This is a genomic window from Streptomyces actinomycinicus (genome assembly GCF_016741775.1).
Lineage (GTDB): Bacteria > Actinomycetota > Actinomycetes > Streptomycetales > Streptomycetaceae > Streptomyces > Streptomyces actinomycinicus.
The window spans coordinates 14,790-33,479 of sequence record NZ_JAERRK010000022.1 but is presented as its reverse complement, the minus strand read 5'-3'; the positions used below and the strand labels follow the sequence as shown (position 1 = coordinate 33,479).

The 18,690-nt window shown below is 72.1% G+C and carries 19 protein-coding genes; 11 read left to right on the top strand and 8 right to left on the bottom strand.

The genetic code is table 11. The features are described from left to right. Positions 1 to 68 precede the first annotated feature (68 nt). From JK359_RS31060 to moaA, 3 genes are all read left to right on the top strand, one after another. Positions 69 to 425, top strand: coding sequence for a DUF485 domain-containing protein (locus JK359_RS31060; RefSeq protein ID WP_201842668.1), 357 nt, complete (start codon positions 69 to 71; stop codon positions 423 to 425). Next, a complete protein-coding gene (locus JK359_RS31055) occupies positions 422 to 2,047 on the top strand; it encodes a monocarboxylic acid transporter (RefSeq protein WP_201842666.1) in 1,626 nt (541 codons plus the stop codon). The genes JK359_RS31060 and JK359_RS31055 overlap by 4 nt, the downstream gene beginning before the upstream one ends. 170 nt (positions 2,048 to 2,217) lie before the next feature. Then, positions 2,218 to 3,207, top strand: coding sequence for a GTP 3',8-cyclase MoaA (gene moaA / locus JK359_RS31050; protein WP_201842664.1), 990 nt, complete (start codon positions 2,218 to 2,220; stop codon positions 3,205 to 3,207). Positions 3,208 to 3,264: 57 nt separating this feature from the next. On the opposite strand, the gene JK359_RS31045 is transcribed toward moaA, so the two are convergent. Continuing rightward, complete coding sequence (locus tag JK359_RS31045) at positions 3,265 to 3,486, bottom strand: hypothetical protein (RefSeq protein WP_201842662.1); 222 nt, start codon at positions 3,484 to 3,486, stop codon at positions 3,265 to 3,267. A gap of 233 nt (positions 3,487 to 3,719) precedes the next feature. Beyond that, entirely contained in the window at positions 3,720 to 4,127 is a 408-nt protein-coding gene (locus tag JK359_RS31040; RefSeq protein WP_201842660.1) for a DUF3099 domain-containing protein, read from the bottom strand. A gap of 244 nt (positions 4,128 to 4,371) precedes the next feature. Between JK359_RS31040 and JK359_RS31035 the strand changes: the two genes are divergently transcribed. Then, positions 4,372 to 4,653 carry a GlsB/YeaQ/YmgE family stress response membrane protein gene (locus JK359_RS31035; RefSeq protein ID WP_201842658.1) on the top strand — a complete coding sequence of 94 codons (282 nt, stop codon included), beginning with the start codon at positions 4,372 to 4,374 and terminating at the stop codon, positions 4,651 to 4,653. 211 nt (positions 4,654 to 4,864) lie between these two features. Here JK359_RS31035 and tyrS read toward each other — a convergent pair whose 3' ends face one another. The 3 genes from tyrS to JK359_RS31020 are packed head-to-tail and all read right to left on the bottom strand — an operon-like array spanning position 4,865 to position 9,104. Continuing rightward, on the bottom strand, positions 4,865 to 6,133 hold the full coding sequence (tyrS, locus tag JK359_RS31030) for a tyrosine--tRNA ligase (RefSeq protein ID WP_201842655.1): 1,269 nt from the start codon (positions 6,131 to 6,133) through the stop codon (positions 4,865 to 4,867). A 56-nt stretch (positions 6,134 to 6,189) separates the two neighbouring features. Then, positions 6,190 to 7,584, bottom strand: a complete 1,395-nt coding sequence (locus tag JK359_RS31025; protein ID WP_201842654.1) for a TldD/PmbA family protein — start codon at positions 7,582 to 7,584, stop codon at positions 6,190 to 6,192. Further along, on the bottom strand, positions 7,581 to 9,104 hold the full coding sequence (locus JK359_RS31020; protein ID WP_201842652.1) for a TldD/PmbA family protein: 1,524 nt from the start codon (positions 9,102 to 9,104) through the stop codon (positions 7,581 to 7,583). Before JK359_RS31020 ends, JK359_RS31025 begins: the two co-directional genes overlap by 4 nt. Positions 9,105 to 9,344: 240 nt before the next feature. On the opposite strand from JK359_RS31020, the gene fabG reads away from it, so the two are divergent. The 3 genes from fabG (at position 9,345) to JK359_RS31005 (ending at position 11,520) form a co-directional block, all read left to right on the top strand. Next, complete coding sequence (gene fabG / locus JK359_RS31015; RefSeq protein ID WP_201842650.1) at positions 9,345 to 10,049, top strand: 3-oxoacyl-[acyl-carrier-protein] reductase; 705 nt, start codon at positions 9,345 to 9,347, stop codon at positions 10,047 to 10,049. Positions 10,050 to 10,054: 5 nt separating this feature from the next. Further along, positions 10,055 to 10,822 carry an enoyl-ACP reductase FabI gene (fabI, locus tag JK359_RS31010; protein ID WP_201842648.1) on the top strand — a complete coding sequence of 256 codons (768 nt, stop codon included), beginning with the start codon at positions 10,055 to 10,057 and terminating at the stop codon, positions 10,820 to 10,822. A 347-nt stretch (positions 10,823 to 11,169) separates the two neighbouring features. Then, positions 11,170 to 11,520: a hypothetical protein gene (locus JK359_RS31005; RefSeq protein WP_201842646.1), complete on the top strand. Its 351-nt coding sequence runs from the start codon at positions 11,170 to 11,172 to the stop codon at positions 11,518 to 11,520. On the opposite strand, the gene JK359_RS31000 is transcribed toward JK359_RS31005, so the two are convergent. Beyond that, positions 11,498 to 12,190: a FadR/GntR family transcriptional regulator gene (locus JK359_RS31000; RefSeq protein ID WP_201842644.1), complete on the bottom strand. Its 693-nt coding sequence runs from the start codon at positions 12,188 to 12,190 to the stop codon at positions 11,498 to 11,500. The genes JK359_RS31005 and JK359_RS31000 overlap by 23 nt on opposite strands. 82 nt (positions 12,191 to 12,272) lie before the next feature. Between JK359_RS31000 and JK359_RS30995 the strand changes: the two genes are divergently transcribed. The 4 genes from JK359_RS30995 (at position 12,273) to JK359_RS30985 (ending at position 14,969) form a co-directional block, all read left to right on the top strand. After that, entirely contained in the window at positions 12,273 to 13,586 is a 1,314-nt protein-coding gene (locus tag JK359_RS30995; protein ID WP_372445508.1) for a CynX/NimT family MFS transporter, read from the top strand. A gap of 57 nt (positions 13,587 to 13,643) precedes the next feature. Next, entirely contained in the window at positions 13,644 to 13,763 is a 120-nt protein-coding gene (locus JK359_RS39990) for an SGM_5486 family transporter-associated protein (RefSeq protein WP_094374424.1), read from the top strand. A 402-nt stretch (positions 13,764 to 14,165) separates the two neighbouring features. Next, positions 14,166 to 14,372, top strand: coding sequence for a hypothetical protein (locus JK359_RS30990; protein WP_201842640.1), 207 nt, complete (start codon positions 14,166 to 14,168; stop codon positions 14,370 to 14,372). A gap of 78 nt (positions 14,373 to 14,450) precedes the next feature. Then, complete coding sequence (locus JK359_RS30985; protein WP_201842638.1) at positions 14,451 to 14,969, top strand: SixA phosphatase family protein; 519 nt, start codon at positions 14,451 to 14,453, stop codon at positions 14,967 to 14,969. A gap of 95 nt (positions 14,970 to 15,064) precedes the next feature. Here the strand turns inward: JK359_RS30985 and serB are convergent, their stop codons facing one another. Beyond that, positions 15,065 to 16,273: a phosphoserine phosphatase SerB gene (gene serB, locus JK359_RS30980; RefSeq protein ID WP_201842637.1), complete on the bottom strand. Its 1,209-nt coding sequence runs from the start codon at positions 16,271 to 16,273 to the stop codon at positions 15,065 to 15,067. Positions 16,274 to 16,748: 475 nt separating this feature from the next. Next, positions 16,749 to 18,542: a streptophobe family protein gene (locus JK359_RS30975; RefSeq protein ID WP_201842635.1), complete on the bottom strand. Its 1,794-nt coding sequence runs from the start codon at positions 18,540 to 18,542 to the stop codon at positions 16,749 to 16,751. Positions 18,543 to 18,690 lie beyond the last annotated feature (148 nt).

Sequence of the window (18,690 nt, the reverse complement as noted above, 5' to 3'; positions counted from 1 at the left end):
CTCCCGGTAACGTGATCCCTGCTTACGTGAGGTCAGAAACGCGCACGTCCGTCCCCCGAGGAGACTTCGTGGCCACCGAGACACCGCCCCCCGCCAAACCAGGGGCCCCACTTCCCTCCACCGAGGAGTTCACCGCGGTGCAGCAGAGCGCGGAGTTCGGTGAACTGCGCCGCTCCTACCGCTCCTTCGCCTTCCCGCTGACCGTCGCCTTCATCGCCTGGTACCTGCTGTACGTCCTGCTGTCCAACTACGCGGGCGACTTCATGGGCACCAAGGTGGCCGGCAACATCAACGTGGCCCTCGTCCTGGGCCTCGCCCAGTTCCTCACCACCTTCCTCATCGCCTGGTGGTACGCGCGACGTGCCGCCACCCGGCTCGACCCGAAGGCAGAGGCCATCAAGTCCCGGATGGAGGGCGGAGCATGAGCGTCACGCAGCACACCCTGCTGGCCGCCGGCGAGGCGAGTGAGCACCGGACGCTGATCATCACCCTGTTCGCCGTGTTCGTCGCCGCGACCCTCGTCATCACCGTCTGGGCGGGCCGGCAGACCAAGGACGCCGCCGACTTCTACGCCGGCGGACGGCAGTTCACCGGATTCCAGAACGGCCTCGCCGTCTCCGGCGACTACATGTCCGCCGCGTCCTTCCTCGGCATCGCCGGAGCCATCGCCCTCTTCGGCTACGACGGCTTCCTGTACTCCATCGGCTTCCTCGTCGCCTGGCTCGTCGCCCTCCTGCTGGTCGCCGAGCCGCTGCGCAACTCCGGCCGCTACACCATGGGCGACGTGCTGGCCTACCGCATGCGCCAGCGCCCGGTCCGGACGGCCGCCGGCACCTCCACCATCGTCGTCTCGATCTTCTACCTGCTGGCCCAGATGGCGGGCGCCGGTGTCCTCGTCTCGCTGCTGCTCGGCATCACCAGCGACGGCGGCAAGATCGGCATCGTCGCCCTCGTCGGCGTCCTGATGATCGTCTACGTCACCATCGGCGGCATGAAGGGCACCACGTGGGTGCAGATGGTCAAGGCCGTGCTCCTGATCATCGGCGCCCTGCTGCTGACCTTCCTGGTCCTGCTGAAGTTCGACTTCAACGTCTCCGACCTGCTCGGCACGGCCGCCGACAACAGCGCCAAGGGCTCGGCGTTCCTGGAGCCGGGCCTGAAGTACGGCGCCACCGGCACCACCAAGCTGGACTTCCTCTCGCTCGGCATCGCCCTGGTCCTGGGCACCGCCGGCCTCCCGCACATCCTGATCCGCTTCTACACGGTCCCCACGGCCAAGGCCGCCCGTAAGTCGGTCATCTGGGCGATCGGCCTGATCGGCGCCTTCTACCTGATGACCCTCGCCCTCGGCTTCGGCGCCGCCGCACTGATCAAACCGGACGAGATCATCGCCTCCAACAAGGCGGGCAACACCGCTGCACCGCTGCTGGCGCTGCACCTGGGCGGCGTCGACTCCGACTGGGGAGCCGTCCTGCTCGCCACCATCTCGGCGGTCGCCTTCGCCACGATCCTCGCGGTCGTCGCGGGCCTGACCCTGGCCTCGTCCTCCTCCTTCGCGCACGACATCTACGCGAACGTCATCAAGAAGGGGCAGGCCACCGAGAAGCAGGAGGTCGGCGCGGCCCGCTGGGCCACCGTCGGTATCGGCGCGGTCTCGATCGTGCTCGGCGCCCTGGCCCGCGACCTGAACGTGGCCGGCCTGGTGGCCCTCGCCTTCGCGGTCGCGGCCTCGGCGAACCTGCCGACCATCCTCTACAGCCTGTTCTGGAAGCGGTTCACCACCTCGGGCGCGCTGTGGTCGATCTACGGCGGCCTGGTCACCGCGGTCGGCCTGGTGCTGTTCTCGCCGGTGGTCTCCGGCAAGCCGACGTCGATGTTCCCCGAGGCCGACTTCCACTGGTTCCCGCTGGAGAACCCCGGGATCATCTCCATCCCGGTCGGCTTCCTGCTCGGTGTCGTGGGCACTCTGCTGTCGAAGGAGACCCCGGACGCCGGCAAGTACGCCGAACTGGAGGTGCGGTCCCTGACCGGTACCGGAGCGCACTGAGCTTCGTACGGACGGCCGCGTCGTCCGGGACTGTACGGTCCTACGACGCGGCCGCGTCTCACCTCGTGGGATCGGGACGCTGTTGTTGTCGGAGGTCTCACGTAGGCTCGCGGGTGACGGGGGGACCCGTGACGGACGAACAACGGTGATCCGGAGAGGGAGGGGGCCCAGTGCTCATCGACACGTATGGCCGCGTGGCCACCGACCTGAGGGTTTCGCTGACCGACCGGTGCAATCTGCGCTGCACGTACTGCATGCCCGAGGAGGGTCTGCAGTGGCTGGCCAAGCCCGATCTGCTCACGGACGACGAGATCGTCCGGCTGATCGACATCGCGGTCCGGACACTCGGCATCGAGGAGGTCCGCTTCACCGGCGGTGAGCCCCTGCTGCGCCCGGGCCTGGCCGGCATCGTCGAGCGCGTCGCCGCCCTCGAACCGCGCCCCCAGATGTCCCTCACCACCAACGGCATCGGTCTCAGGCGTACCGCGACGGCCCTGAAGGCGGCGGGCCTGGACCGGGTCAACGTCTCCCTGGACACCCTCCGCCCGGACGTCTTCAAGGCCCTGACCCGCCGCGACCGTCACAAGGACGTCCTCGAAGGTCTCGAGGCCGCCCGTGAGGCCGGTCTCACGCCGGTGAAGGTCAACTCGGTCCTGATGCCGGGCCTGAACGACGACGAGGCCCCGGACCTGCTGGCCTGGGCGGTGGAGCACGACTACGAGCTGCGCTTCATCGAGCAGATGCCCCTGGACGCCCAGCACGGCTGGAAGCGCGAGGGCATGGTCACCGCCGGGGACATCCTCGCCTCCCTGCGCACCCGCTTCGAACTCACCGCGGAGGGCGCCGACGAGCGCGGTTCCGCACCGGCGGAGCGCTGGCTGGTGGACGGCGGCCCGCACCGGGTCGGCGTGATCGCCTCGGTCACCCGCCCGTTCTGCGCCGCCTGCGACCGCACCCGGCTCACCGCCGACGGCCAGATACGGACCTGTCTGTTCGCCACGGAGGAGACGGATCTGCGGGCGGCACTGCGTTCGGGCGCCCCGGACGAGGAGATCGCCCGGATCTGGCGCCTGGCCATGTGGGGCAAGAAGGCGGGAGCGGGTCTGGACGACCCGGCGTTCGTCCAGCCGGACCGGCCGATGTCCGCCATCGGCGGCTGAGAGCAACCCCTCCGGCAGCCGGCGAAGCACGCCGGGACCCGATCCCCGGCGCCGGGATCAGCCCCGCTGCTCCTGCTCCTGCCACTCGGTGAGCAGGACCACGTCCTTCAGGAACCCGCGCACGCCGAGGAACTGCGACAGGTGCTCGCGGTGCTCCTCGCAGGCGAGCCACGTCTTGCGCCGCTCCGGCGTGTGGATCTTCGGGTTGTTCCACGCCAGCACCCACACGGCGGCGGTGCGGCAGCCCTTGGCGGAGCAGATCGGGGTCTCGTCACTCACGGGTTTCGTCTCGTTCGTCTCACACAACGGGCGCAAACAAGGCGACGCCGAGCAGCCACGGGGGGAGCTGCCCGGCGTCGGTCCGTCGCTCCGACGGGGGATGCGGAGCGCGTACGCAGTATGTCACGGGTACCCCACCGCCCGGCACTGGAACAGCAGGATTGATCTGAGCTTTTCTTGAGCTTGACGGGTGGAGACGTTCCGCTTCTGCGACGGGCTGTGCGCAGCGGCGCTCACACCGGGCCGGGGCGTTCCTCACGCACACCGGCCGCCGGGTTCGTGGGCGCGTCCTCCGCCTGACGGTCCCGTGCGGACTCCGCCCGTTCCTCCTCGGTCCGCGGCGGCGCGATCATCGGCCGCACCGGCGCGGTCACGAACGTCGACGGAAGGGACGGCGGCCGCTCCCGGCCCGCGTTGGCGATCACCACGGCGATGTAGGGCAGGACCGCACCGAGCACGAGCGCGACGACGGCCACGTGCCGCTCGACGTTCCACAACGAGGCGGCGAGGATCACCGACACCGTACGGATCGACATCGAGATCACGTACCGCCGCTGCCGCCCCCGCACGTCCTCGGCCAGGCCGGTCCGGGCTCCGGTGATCCGGAACACCTGGCCGCTGTCGCCGTGCTGTTTCCGCATCAGATCCCACCATCCGCCCGCATCGGACTCTCCCCGGCCCGCACCCTTGTCCACGGCGGCGGGGAACCGGCCCGGGACAGGTCCCACGTTACGCCGCGCCCGCACCGCGTTCGAGACCGGGTCGCCCGCCGCCTGCGACGACGCCGCCGGCCGTGCCGCGTACGGGGGAACCCGACATGCGCCGTACAGCGGACGGAACCACACTGGCCGTAATGCTCACGTCGAGCCGTACGAGGAGGCAGCCATGGGCTGGTTGTGGGCGATCATCGTGGGATTCGTGCTGGGCCTCATCGCCAAAGCGATCATCCCGGGCAAGCAGCACAGCCCCCTGTGGCTGACCACGATCGGCGGCATGCTGGGCGCGATCGTGGGCAACGCGGTCGCCCGCGCGGTCGGCGTGGAGGCGACCCGGGGCATCGACTGGAGCCGCCACATCTTCCAGCTCGTCGCCGCCATCATCATCGTGGCCGCGGTGGACGCCCTCTACATGGCGACGCTGGGCAAGCGTAAGCAGCAGCGGGCCTGAGCGCTCGAAGCGTGAGCAAGCAGCAGCAGCCCGAGTACTCGAAGCGTGCGACGCCCGGGACGGCGCCGCCGCCTCCACGCCCGCACCGCGGTGCCGCCTCCACGCCCCCGCAGCACTCGAGCCACGTCTACCGCACTCAGGCCACCGCTACCGCACTCAGGCCGCCTCACGTCCCCACGGCGCCGAGGTCATGCCCTCACGCCCGCGACGCTCACGCGCCCGTGACCTCCACGGCGGCCAGGTTCTTCTTCCCGCGCCGCAGGACCAGCCACCGCCCGTGCAGCAGCTGCTCGGTGGAGGTGACGAAGTCCTCCGCGGTGACCTTGACGTTGTTCACGTAGGCCCCGCCCTCCTTCACGGTCCGCCGGGCGGCCGACTTGCTGGCCACCAGGCCGACCTCGGCGAACAGGTCGACCACCGGGCCCAGCTCGGCGACCTGGACGTGCGGCACCTCGGAGAGCGCCGCCGCCAGCGTCCTGTCGTCCAGTTCCGACAGCTCGCCCTGCCCGAACAGCGCCTTGGAGGCGGCGATCACCGCGGCCGTCTGGCCGGCGCCGTGCACCAGCGTCGTCAGCTCCTCGGCGAGCGCGCGCTGCGCCGCACGGGCCTGCGGACGCTCCTCGGTCTGCCGCTCCAGCTCCTCGATCTCCTCGCGGGACCGGAAGCTGAAGATGCGCAGGAACTTCGAGACGTCCCGGTCGTCCGCGTTGACCCAGAACTGGTAGAACGCGTACGGCGTGGTCATCTCGGGGTCGAGCCACACCGTGCCGGACTCGGTCTTGCCGAACTTGGTGCCGTCCGCCTTGGTGATCAGCGGGGTGCCCAGCGCGTGCACCACGGCCTCCGGCGCGACCCGGTGGATCAGGTCGGTGCCCGAGGTGAGGTTGCCCCACTGGTCGCTGCCGCCGGTCTGCAGCGTGCAGCCGTGCCGCCGGTACAGCTCCAGGAAGTCCATGCCCTGCAGGATCTGGTAGCTGAACTCGGTGTAGCTGATGCCCGCGTCGGAGTTGAGCCGCCGGGAGACGGCCTCCTTGGCGATCATCTTGTTGACCCGGAAGTGCTTGCCGATGTCCCGCAGGAACTCGATGGCCGACAGGCCCTGGGTCCAGTCCAGGTTGTTGACCATCAGCGCGGCGTTCGGCCCCTCGAAGTGGAGCAGCGGCTCGATCTGGGCGCGCAGCCGCTCCACCCAGCCGGCCACCACCTCCGGCGCGTTCAGCGTGCGCTCGGCCGTGGGCTTCGGGTCACCGATGAGTCCGGTGGCACCGCCGACCAGCGCCAGCGGACGGTTCCCCGCCTCCTGGATGCGGCGCATCGTCAGGATCTGCACCAGGTTGCCGAGGTGCAGGCTGGGCGCGGTCGGGTCGAAGCCGCAATAGAACGTGACGGGGCCGTCCGCGAACGCCTTGCGCAGTGCGTCCTCGTCCGTGGAGAGGGCGATGAGCCCACGCCACTTCAGCTCGTCGACGATGTCCGTCACGGTTCTCGTGTCTCCTTGGTGATCTTCGGGCAGTCGGGTGACAGCCGCCTACGAGGTTATACGCCCTGACTGACAGAGCTCATGTTGAAATCGGGGATCCGCAGCGCGGGCATCGCGGCCCGGGTGAACCAGTCGCTCCACTCGCGCGGCAGCGTCTTCTCGGTGCGCCCGGCCTCGGTGGCCCGGCCCAGCAGGTCCACCGGCGACTCGTTGAACCGGAAGTTGTTCACCTGCCCGGTCACCTCGCCGTTCTCGACGAGGTAGACGCCGTCCCGGGTCAGGCCCGTGAGCAGCAGGGTCGCCGGATCGACCTCGCGGATGTACCACAGGCAGGTCAGCAGCAGCCCGCGCCCGGTGTCCGCGACCATCTCGTCCAGGGACCGGTCGCCGCCGCCGTCCAGGATCAGGTTGCCGAGCACCGGGGCGACCGGCAGTCCGGTGAGGGCCGCGCTGTGCCGGGTGGTGGTCAGGTGCTTGAGCACGCCCTCGCCGATCCACTCGGTGGCGCGCGTCGGCAGGCCGTTGTCGAAGACGGACTGGTCGCCGCCCGATGAGTGGGCGACCACGAAGGGCGGGCACTCCAGACCGGGCTCGTGGGGGTCGCTGCGCAGGCTGAGCGGCAGCCGGGAGAGCTTCTCGCCCACGCGCGTGCCCCCGCCGGGCCTGGAGAACACCGTCCGGCCCTCGGCCGCGTCCCGGCCCGACGCCGACCACAGCTGGTAGATCAGCAGGTCCGCCACGGCCGTGGGCGGCAGCAGGGTCTCGTAGCGGCCGGCGGGCAGCTCGACCCGCCGCTCGGCCCAGCCGAGCCGTACGGCCAGCTCGGCGTCGAGCGCGCCCGGGTCGACGTCCTTGAAGTCCCGGGTCGACCGGCCGGCCCAGGCGGAGCGGACGCGGTCCGGCGACTTGGCGTTCAGCTCCAGCGTGCCGGTGGGCTGGTCGTGCCGCAGGCGCAGCCCCGTGGACGTGCCGATGTACGTCGACACCAGCTCGTGGTTGGCGAAGCCGTACAGCTCACGCCCGCCCGCCCGCGCGCGTGCGAAGGCCTCGCCGAGTGCCGGGGCGAAGTCGGCGAACACGGCCGAGGACGTCTCCGCCGGCGCGTCCGTGAAGTCCGGCGACTGTGGGGCACCGCCGACCAGCGGCTGCGCGTCCTCGGCGGGGCCCGCGCCGCGCGCGGCGGCCTCGGCGGCCCGCACCAGCGGTTCCAGGTCCTCGGCGGTGACCGCCGAGCGGGACACGACACCGGAGGCGGTGCCCTCCTTGCCGTCCACGGTCGCGATGACGGTGAGCGTACGGCCGCGGGTCACGCCGTTGGTGGTCAGCGCGTTGCCGGCCCAGCGCAGGTTGGCGGTGGAGTGCTCGTCGGCGATGACGACGCAGCCGTCGGCGCGGGACAGCGCCAGGGCCTGCTCGACGACCTCGTGCGGCTTGTTGGTGCGGGCGCTCATCGGCCGGCCTCCTGCGTGGTGTTCAGAATGTTGACGCCCCTGAAGAGGGCGGACGGGCACCCGTGCGACACGGCGGCCACCTGGCCCGGCTGGGCCTTGCCGCAGTTGAAGGCACCCCCGAGGACGTACGTCTGCGGACCTCCCACGGCGGCCATGGAGCCCCAGAAGTCGGTGGTCGTCGCCTGGTAGGCCACGTCCTTCAGCTGGCCCGCGATCCGCCCGTTCTCGATCTTGAAGAAGCGCTGACCGGTGAACTGGAAGTTGTACCTCTGCATGTCGATGGACCAGGAGCGGTCACCGACGACGTAGATGCCCCGGTCGACGCCCCCGATCAGGCCCTCGGTGGACAGCCCGGCCGGATCCGGCTGCAGGGACACGTTGGCCATGCGCTGCACCGGCACATGAGCCGGCGAGTCGGCGAACGCGCACCCGTTGGACCGCTCGAACCCGGTCAGCCGGGCGATCCGCCGGTCCAGCTGGTAGCCCACCAGCGTCCCGTCCTTCACCAGGTCCCAGGACTGCGCCTCGACGCCCTCGTCGTCGTAGCCGATGGTGGCGAGGCCGTGCTCGGCCGTGCGGTCGCCGGTGACGTTCATCAGCTCCGAGCCGTACTTCAGCTTGCCGAGCTGGTCGAAGGTGGCGAAGGAGGTGCCGGCGTACGCGGCCTCGTAGCCGAGGGCGCGGTCCAGCTCCGTGGCGTGGCCGATGGACTCATGGATGGTCAGCCACAGGTTGGACGGGTCGACCACCAGGTCGTACAGCCCCGGCTGCACGCTCGGCGCCCGCATCTTCTCGGCGAGCAGTTCCGGGATCTGCTCCAGCTCGGCGTCCCAGTCCCAGCCGGTGCCGGTCAGGTACTCCCAGCCGCGCCCGGCCGGCGGCGCGATCGTGCGCATCGAGTCGAACTCCCCGCTCGACTCGTCGACGGACACGGCCGTCAGTTCCGGGTGCAGCCGTACCCGCTGCTGCGTGGTCACGGTCCCGGCCGTGTCGGCGTAGAACTTGTTCTCGTGCACCGTGAGGAGCGAGGCGTCGACATGGCTGACGCCCGGCGCGGCCAGCAGCCGCGTGCTCCAGTCCGCCAGCAGCGCGGCCTTCTCCTCGCCGGGCACCGAGAACGGATCGATCTCGTACGACGAGATCCACGTCCGGTCGGCATGCACCGGCTCGTCGGCCAGCTCCACGCGCTCGTCGGACCCGGCCGCCTTGATGACCTGCGCGGACAGCTTGGCCATCGCCACCGCCTGCGAGGCGACCCGCGCGACGGCGCCCATGGTCAGATCCACCCCCGACGCGAAGCCCCACGTGCCCCCGTGCACGACCCGCACCGCGTACCCGAGGTCGGTGGTGTCCGACGACCCGGCGGGCTTGGCGTCCCGCAGCCGCCAGGACGCGCTGCGCACCCGCTCCAGCCGGAAATCCGCGTGCTCGGCCCCCAGCGCACGCGCGCGTGCCAGCGCGGCGTCGGCGAGGGCCCGTAGGGGAAGCGCCGTGAAGGCATCGTCGATCGAATGAGGCACCGAGGTCTCCCTGCTGTCGTGGCCTGTCGCGTCCGATCATGGCCCGGGACCCGCCCGGCGGACCACATCTTTCGTTCCGGGACCGGCCGATTCTGTAGGGATCCGACAGCGACACCCCCCACGCCACTGTCGGTGCCCGATTGCCCGCGGCAGGGGTGGTACCGATAGGTTTTCGATGAAGCCGCCTGTCATCCAGGTGTTCGGGCGGATCTGTCAGACCGCTATCGAAAGGGTGATCCGTTGAGCCGCTCGGTTCTCGTCACCGGAGGCAACCGGGGCATCGGCCTCGCCATCGCCCGCGCATTCGCCGACGCCGGCGACAAGGTCGCGATCACGTACCGCTCGGGTGAGCCGCCCGCGGGCTTCCTGGCCGTCAAGTGCGACATCACCGACTCGGAGCAGGTGGAGCAGGCCTACAAGGAGATCGAGGACCAGCACGGTCCGGTCGAGGTCCTGGTCGCCAACGCCGGCGTCACCAAGGACCAGCTCCTGATGCGCATGACCGAGGAGGACTTCACCTCGGTCGTCGACACCAACCTGACCGGCACCTTCCGTGTCGTCAAGCGGGCCAACCGCGGCATGCTGCGCGCCAAGAAGGGCCGGGTCGTCCTGATCTCGTCGGTCGTCGGTCTGCTCGGCTCGGCGGGGCAGGCGAACTACGCCGCCTCCAAGGCCGCCATGGTCGGCTTCGCGCGCTCCCTCGCCCGGGAGCTGGGCTCGCGCAACATCACCTTCAACGTCGTCGCGCCGGGCTTCGTCGACACCGACATGACGCAGGCGCTCACCGACGAGCAGCGCCAGAACATCGTCTCGCAGGTGCCGCTCGGCCGCTACGCGCAGCCGGAGGAGATCGCCGCGACCGTGCGGTTCCTCGCCTCGGACGAAGCCTCGTACATCACTGGAGCCGTCATTCCCGTTGACGGCGGACTGGGAATGGGTCACTGATCACCATGAGCGGAATTCTCGAGGGCAAGCGCATCCTGGTCACGGGTGTGCTGATGGAGTCCTCCATCGCCTTCCACGTCGCCAAGCTCGCCCAGGAGCAGGGCGCCGAGATCATCCTGACCGCGTTCCCGCGGCCGACGCTGACCGAGCGCATCGCCAAGAAGCTGCCGAAGCCGGCCAAGGTCATCGAGCTGGACGTGACGAACGAGGAGCACCTCGCGCGCCTGGCCGACGTCGTCGGCGAGGAGCTGGGCGGCCTCGACGGCATCGTCCACTCCATCGGCTTCGCGCCGCAGGACGCGCTCGGCGGCAACTTCCTCAACACCCCGTTCGAGTCGGTGGCCACCGCCATGCACGTCTCGGCGTTCTCGCTGAAGTCGCTGACCATGGCCTGCCTGCCGCTGATGCAGAACGGCGGCTCGGTCGTCGGCCTCACCTTCGACGCCCAGTACGCCTGGCCGCAGTACGACTGGATGGGCCCGGCCAAGGCCGCCCTGGAGGCCACCAGCCGCTACATGGCGCGCGACCTGGGCAAGCAGAACATCCGCTGCAACCTCATCTCGGCGGGCCCGATCGGCTCCATGGCCGCCAAGTCCATCCCGGGCTTCGCCGACCTGGCCTCCGTCTGGGACTCCCGCTCCCCGCTGGAGTGGGACCTGAAGGACCCGGAGCCGGCCGGCCGCGGTGTCGTCGCCCTGCTGAGCGACTGGTTCCCGAAGACCACGGGCGAGATCATCCACGTCGACGGCGGTCTGCACGCCATCGGCGCCTGACCTCCGCGACCGCGCCCGACGCCGGGCGAAGGCCCGCACCCGCGAAGGGTGCGGGCCTTCGCCGTACCGGTGACGCGGCTGCGGCCGTACGCGGCGGTGTGCGCCGCCGTACCAGGGTGCGGGTTGTGGAGGCCGTGCGCGGGGGCGTGCGTCGCCCTACCCGGGCGTGGGCTGCGCCGTTCGTGCCGCCCACGGCGCGGTCGCTGCGCACGGGGGTGGGCGCGGGGGTGCCGGCGCGGCCGTCACCCGTTCGGCTCACCGGCCGGGCCGTCCCGGCGGCGACGGCGCACCCTGGATTACGCGTCGTCCGGCACGTCCCTCCGCAGCCCGGCCGAGGAGGTCCCCTTGTGCGCCTGTCCCGCAGCCTGGCCCCGGTGACCGTGGCCCTGGCCCTCGTACTGACCCTGCCGTACGACGCGCTGCCCCACGCGCGCGCGAGCGCCGGCAAACCGCCCGCACCGAGCCGGTTCGGCGCCTCGTGCCGGACCACCGTCCAGGGCTCGCACGTGGTGACCTACTGCCACAATCCCTATGTCGACACCGACCGCGTCCGGCTGCACATCGAGTGCGCCCGCTGGTGGGACATCGACACCGACAGCGTCCCCGTGGACGCCGGGCCCGCCATGACCGTACGGCTCACCGGCCGGTGCTGGAAGGAGATCGGGTCCGTCTGGGTCAGCCACCAGAAGGCGCGGTGAACCGCCCCGGGTTGCAGAGGAACGGGTAGCTCGCGGCCTCCTCCGCCGCCGCCTCCGCGTCCCCCGCGCGGATCGCGTCCACCAGGCGCGCGTGGTCCATGTGCGTCTCCGGGGTCAGCTCCGCGCCGACGTCCGCGCGGAGCCAGTCCCGCAGCACCTCGCTCAGGTCGGCGTACAGCGCGGTCATCACGTCGTTGTGGGACGCGGCCACCACGGCCAGGTGGAAGGTGGCGTCGGCCGCGACGAACGCCTCCGTCTCGCCGGCCTCCCAGGCCTCCTCGCGCCGGGTCAGCTGCGCGTCCAGCTGTTTGAGGTCCTTCTCGGTGCGCCGCTCGGCGGCCAGCTTCGCCGCGGCCGACTCCAGGGTGGAACGCAGCTCGGCGATGTGCCGCGGGTCGGCGCCGGCGAACCGGCGGTGCATCACGCCGGCCAGCTCGCTCGTGGCCACCACGTACGTGCCCGAGCCCTGGCGGATGTCCAGCAGACCGTTGTGCGCGAGCGCCCGGACCGCCTCCCGGACGGTGTTGCGGGCGACCCCGAGCTGATCGACCAGTTCCGGTTCCGTCGGAATGCGCGAGCCGACCGGCCACTCGCCGGAGGTGATCTGGTTGCGCAGTTCTGCGATGACCTGCTCGGACAGTGCCGAGCGACGGGGGTGGCTCAAGGGCATGGCACACCTTCGCACGCGAGGCCGGGGCGGAGACGCACCGGGAATGGACAGCCAATCATCCCATGATTCTATGATGGGTCTCATGGCAAGTGAGGAAACCCGGACAGTGGAGACCCGTACGGCGATGTCACCGACCGAACGCGGCAGGGCCACCGCAGCGAGCACGCCCGAGACGACCCCATCGACAGGCCGCACGCGCGCGTGGGCGACCCGGCTCGTGGTCGTGGGCATCGTGCTGTCGGCGCTGAACCTGCGCCCGGCCATCACGAGCCTCGGCGCCCTCCTGGAAGAGGTCCGCGACGGGCTCGGCATGAGCGGCAGCGTGGCCGGCCTCCTCACCTCCGTCCCGCCCCTGTGCTTCGCCGTCTTCGGCGTCACCGCGCCTCGCCTGGCCCGCCGCTTCGGGCCGGCCGCCGTGGTGTGCGCCGGCATGGCCGCCATCACCGCCGGCCTGCTGATACGCCCGTACCTCGGCGGCACGCCCGGCTTCCTGGCCGCCAGCGCGCTCGCCCTGATGGGCATCGCCGTCAGCAACGTCTTGATGCCGGTCATCGTCAAGCGCTGGTTCCCCGACCGCGTCGGCTCCATGACCGGCCTGTACTCGATGGCCCTCGCCCTCGGCACCTCCCTCGCCGCCGCGGTCACCGTCCCGCTGACCGACGCGCTCGGCGGCAGCTGGCGGTCCGGTCTCGCCGTCTGGGCGGTCATCGCCGCGGCCGCCGTCCTGCCCTGGCTGCCGCTCGTACGGGACCGGGGCGCCGCACCCGCCCAGCGGCAGGAGGCCACCGCCACGCCGGAACCGCAGGCCCCGCTGCGCATCACCCGCAGCCGCACCGCCTGGGCCCTCGCCGTCTTCTTCGGCCTCCAGGCGACCGCCGCCTACATCACCATGGGGTGGATGCCGCAGATCTTCCGCGACGCCGGGGTCCCGGCGGGCACCGCGGGCGTGCTGCTCGCCGTCACCATGGTGATGGGCGTGCCGCTCGCCTTCGTGATCCCGCGGGTCGCCACGCGGCTGCCCCACCAGGGCCCGATCGTGCTGGTCCTGGGCGCCTGCGGCCTCGCCGGATACGCCGGCCTGTACTTCGCCCCGGCCGCCGGCGCCTGGGCCTGGGCACTGCTGCTCGGCGTCTCCAACTGCGCCTTCCCGCTGGCGCTGACGATGGTGGGCATGCGTGCCCGCAGCGGTCGGGGCGTCGTCCAGCTGTCCGCGTTCGCGCAGAGCACCGGCTACCTCATCTCCATCCCCGGCCCGCTGCTGGTCGGCGTGCTCTACCAGCAGAGCGGCGGCTGGGGCCTGCCGATCGCCCTGATGGCGGGCCTCATGGTGCCGCAGATGGCGGTCGGCTTCCTGGCGGGCCGCGACCGCATCGTGGAGGACGAGGCGACGCGCTGACGCGGCGCGGCGCCCCCGGCGGCCGGGGAGGGGGAGGCGGGGTGCGAGACTGGGCCCATGCAGCCTGTGCTCGACCCGAACCCGAAGAACGGCCAGAAGAAGATGCTGCTCGTCTTCGGCTCGTTCCTCGCCATCTTCGTGATCATCGCCGTCGTGGCGACCATCGCGTCCCCGTGACGCCGGCTCCCCGCGGATCCGCCGCTCGCTGAGGCGCCTCCGGGTTTCCCCGGCGCGCGGGGCGGGCGCCGGGGCACCACCGGCCCACTCGGCCGCGCAGGCCGCCTGGGCTCTCCGGTCGCCAGGGTGCACGGCTCCCCGGTTTTCCGGCCTCTGGTTTCCCGCAGGTTCCGGCTTCCCGGACTTCTGCCCTCGGTTTCCCGGCCCTCGGTTCTTCCGGTTCGCCCGGTTGATCCGGTTGGTCCGGTGGATGGTGGGGCTGGCCCCACCATCCCCTAGGGGGTCAGGGTCAGGGTCAAGTGGGTGGATCTCCGGATGGGTTGGCCGCCCCGGATTCCGTAGCTTCGAGATGTGACCGCACCAGGCGGTCCGGGACCCGCTCGAAGACCCACGGAGGCGACCATGCCGGCCTGCACCCACTCCCGGCCCCACCCGGCGACCACGGGCGGCGTCGACATGCGGCTTCCCTGGTGGGCGCTCGCGCTGCCCGCCCTCGCGTTCATCTCGCTGCTCGCACTGATACTCAACCCGTCGGACGCCCACGCGGCGGGCGACGGCCCGGCGATCGCGCACCTCGTGGAGCGCGCCCAGCAGCTCCTCGCGCGCTGACGGGGAGCCCCCTCGCGCGGTGAATCCGCATGTCAACTCCCTGCGCCGGGTGGTCTGTTTCATGCGAAGCTGGGTCCCATGAGCGTCGCAGAACCCCGCAGGATCGTCCTCTTCCGGCATGCGAAAGCCGACTGGCCCCAGGTCTCCGATCATGAGCGCCCGCTCGCCGAGCGGGGCCGCAAGGACGCCGCAGTCGCCGGACGCAGGCTGGCCGACACCGGCATCCCCTTCGACCTGGCCCTGTGCTCCACGGCGACCCGGACCCGCGAGACCTGGAAGCTCGCCGTCCACGAGCTGTCGCACCGGCCGAAAACCATCTACGAGGAGCGGGTCTACGAGGCCTCGCCCGGCGAGCTGATCGCCGTGCTGAACGAGCTTCCGGACGACGCGCGAAACGTCATCCTGATCGGCCACAACCCGGGCGTGCACGGCCTGGCCGACATCCTGGCCGGCTCCGCCGAGGCCGACGCCCGTGAGCGGATGAACCGCCGTGGCTTCCCCGCCGCCGGTTACGCCGTGCTGACCTACGACGGCCCCTGGAAGGGCCTCGAGCCGGCGGTCGCCACCCTCACGGACTACTGGGCACCCTCCGAGTGACCCGCGGCTGACACAGCGCGCCGAACGGCCGCCGAACGGCCCGGCACCGCACAGGGCGCCGGGCCGTCGGGCGAGGGACGCGTGCCGGGGCCGGGTCAGCCCTCGTCGTGGGTGTCGGCCGCCTCGACCTCTTCACGGGTGACGCCGAGGAGGTACAGGACCGTGTCGAGGAAGGGGAAGTTCACCGCCGTGTGCGCCGCCTCCCGGACCACGGGCTTGGCGTTGAAGGCCACGCCCAGACCCGCCGCGTTCAGCATGTCCAGGTCGTTCGCACCGTCGCCGATCGCCACGGTCTGTGACAGCGGCACCCCGGCCTCCGCGGCGAACCGGCGCAGCAGCCGCGCCTTGCCCGCCCGGTCCACGATCTCGCCGGTGACCCGCCCGGTCAGCTTCCCGTCGACGATCTCGAGGGTGTTGGCCTGCGCGAAGTCCAGCCCCAGCCGTTCCTTCAGGTCGTCCGTCACCTGGGTGAAGCCACCGGAGACGACGCCCACTTGGTAGCCGAGCCGCTTCAGGGTGCGGATCAGGGTGCGTGCGCCCGGGGTCAGCCGGACCTCCTGGCGCACCTTCTCCACCACCGAGGCGTCCAGTCCCTCGAGCAGCGCCACACGCGCGTGCAGCGACTGCTCGAAGTCCAGCTCGCCGCGCATCGCCGCCGCCGTCACCTCGGCGACCTTGTCCTCGCAGCCGGCGTGCGCCGCGAACAGCTCGATGACCTCGTCCTGGATCAGGGTCGAGTCCACGTCCATGACCACGAGCCGCTGGGCTCGCCGGTGCAGGCCTGCCGAAACGACCGCGACGTCGACACCGAGTGCCGCCGCGTCGGAGGCCAGGGCCGTGCGCAGCGGCTCGGTCTCCACACCGGACACCGCGAACTCCACCGCGGTCACCGGGTACTTGGCCAGCCGGAAGATACGGTCGATGTTGCCGCCGGCCTTCGCGATCCGGTCGGCGATGGCGGCCGTCGACTCGGCGGTGAGCGGGTGTCCGAGCACGGTCACCAGGGACCGCCCGTGACCCCGCGGACGGTTGTCGCCGTGCCCCGAGATGATCTCCGCCTGCATCTTCATCGACTCGGCCCAGCTGTGCACGGTCGCGCGCAGGTCGCCCTCGAGGCCGGCCGGCGGCTGGGTGACCAGCACGCACAGCACCAGGCGGCCCCGGGTGACGACCTGCTCGATGTCGACCACGTCGACCAGGTACGCGGCAAGGGTGTCGAAGAGGCCGGCCGTGATGCCCGGCCTGTCCTTGCCGAAGATCTTGACGAGGAGAGTGGGGACCTCGGAGGTCTGCGAAGCGCTCATGGTGCCACCACCGTAACCGGCACCCAGTGCCGCCCGCCGCAGAGGTCCGCCTGACGGACACGGAACAGTGGGTGTCGGGCCGGTGTCGGGGATCTTGCCGCCGGGGGACGACCCTGCCGCGCGGGTACGGCGCCACCCCGGCTCCCTCCCGAGCGTCCCACGGCAGACCCCGCCCGGCGATCCCTACGGCCCTGCCCACGGGCCCCCGACGCCCCGCGCCGGCCCGCGTGCCCGAGCCCGTCCCCGGCCGGCCCGGGGCCCATCTGGGCCGCGCCCAGCCCCTCCTCGCGCCGCGCCGAGGCCTGCTCGCCCGGCCCCTCCTCGCGCCGCGCCGAGGCCTGCTCGCCCGGCCCCTGCTCGTGCCGTGCTGAGGCCTCCTCGTCCCGCACCCAGCCCCTCCCCGTACCGCCCGGCCACACTCACCCGCGCCTGGCCACACCCACCCCGCGTCCCCCCGGCCCGCGTCCCGCTCGTCTCACCCCCGCCGTTTCGGTGTTCCGGGTGGGGGTGGCGGGGGTGGTGGTCCGTCGTCCGGCCTCCCCGGCGGGCGCGCCTCCGGGCGGGTACCGGGACGTTCCCGGGGTGGCGGGGGAGGCCCCAGGGGCCCGGCGATGGTCGGGGCGCCGTGGACCTCCTGCCCGGCGGCCGGCGGCCACACGTCCCGCGGCTCCTCCGGCAGCCGCAGATACGGATTGGTGTCGGGGTCGGGCGGCCGGTACGGCGCGCTCGGCACATAGGGGCCGGCCCCGCCCCCGTACCGGGACCCCCCGGCGTCACCGCCCCCGTACCGGGAGCCCCCGCCGTCACCGCTCCCGTACCGGGCCCCCCCGCCGTCACCGCCCCCGCCCGCGGCCCGGGCGTCGGCCCGGACCCCCAGCGCCGCCGTCCGCACCGCCCGCGAGCCCGCCGCCCCGGTCGCCCGGGCGAGCAGCGCTCCCGTAGCCCCCGCGCCCGCCCCCCATGCCGCGCCGAGCAGCAGGGCCATGGCGAGGTGGCCGTGCAGCGCGAGAGCCGCGCCGAAGGCGTCGAAGCCGAGGACGGACAAGGAGGCGTCCACCGAGACGTCCGTCAGCAGGGCGAGCAGGGGGAGGGCGAGCGCGGTCGTCACGCCCAGCCGCACCGCGCACCGGCCGGCGAGGCGCAGGGCACCGTCGGCCGGCCGCGCGACCGGCGTGCGGACCGCCGTCAGCACCCCGGCCAGCAGGATCATCAGTGCCGCCGCCAGCGCCAGCAGCCACACCCGGCCGTCCAGCCCGGCCAGCCGGCCCACCGTGACGGGCCGGCCGGACCCGGAACCGAGGAACTGGTCCAGGGGATGGGGAAGCACCGCACGCAGGGCACCGGTCGCCTCGCCGTCCCAGGGGACGAACAGACCGAGGGGCACGCCGAGCCAGACCCCGTTGGGCGCGCCCAGCAGGGCCGCGCCGACGACCCGCCGCGGATGGTCGTCGCCGATCGCCGCGTACGCCGCCGCCGCGAGCCCCGCCGCCACGGCCACCAGCAGGACGGTGACGAGGGCCGAGACCGCCGGGCGGACCACCCGGTGCAGGGCGTCCCAGCCGGGCGGCAGCGGAGCGCGGCGGCCGGCGAGCAGCGCGATCAGCAGGACACCGGCACACCAGCCGAGGCCGCCGAGCAGCGTGGCCGAGGTGTCCACGGTGAACCCGACGGCCGCCTTGGCGTCGATCAGGTCGCCGATCCGGTCCGGCAGCAGGCCGCTCACGTCGCCGAGACCGGGAACGCTCAGCCCACCGCCCTCCTTGCCGCCCCCGCCGGGCAGATCGTCCAGGCCCAGGGAACCGCCGTCGATGGTGATGACATCGTGACCCGCCCAGGCGAGACCACCGAGCAGCGTCACGAAGAGCACGACCACCGCGCCCGCGCGCGCCAGGAGTTCGGCCGGTGCGATCACAACTCCGGCCCCGCGCAGGGACCGTAGGAAGAACCACGACAGCAGCAGCGCACCGACCAGACCGACCCCGAGTGGCGTGATCTCGACGGCGGTATGCGCCTCCGCGCCTTTCAGTCCGAACGCGGACACATCGCCCGAGGGCGAGACCGAACCACCCGCCCCGAGCGCCACAACGGCCGCCGTCATGGGGCCGAGTGAGCCCGCCGAGTCCGCCTGCAGCAGATGCAGACCGAGCGCGGCGGTGCCCGCCATGCCGATCAACGCCCAGCTCACGGCGGCGATCGCGGAAAGCAGGACATCCGCCCAGGGCACCGGCGCACGGTGCCGCGTGGTCTCGACGCCCGGGACAGCACTCATCGCAGACCCCCCGATCCACGCAGCGGCGCTGTTGGCCGCGCTTGTCCCCCTCGCGGGGATTACCACTCTCCGGCCCGGTTTCAACCCCGTCAACGGGGCGAGTTGAAGCGCGCACAGGAGCGCTTGGCAAGGCCCGGGTTTCAGTCAG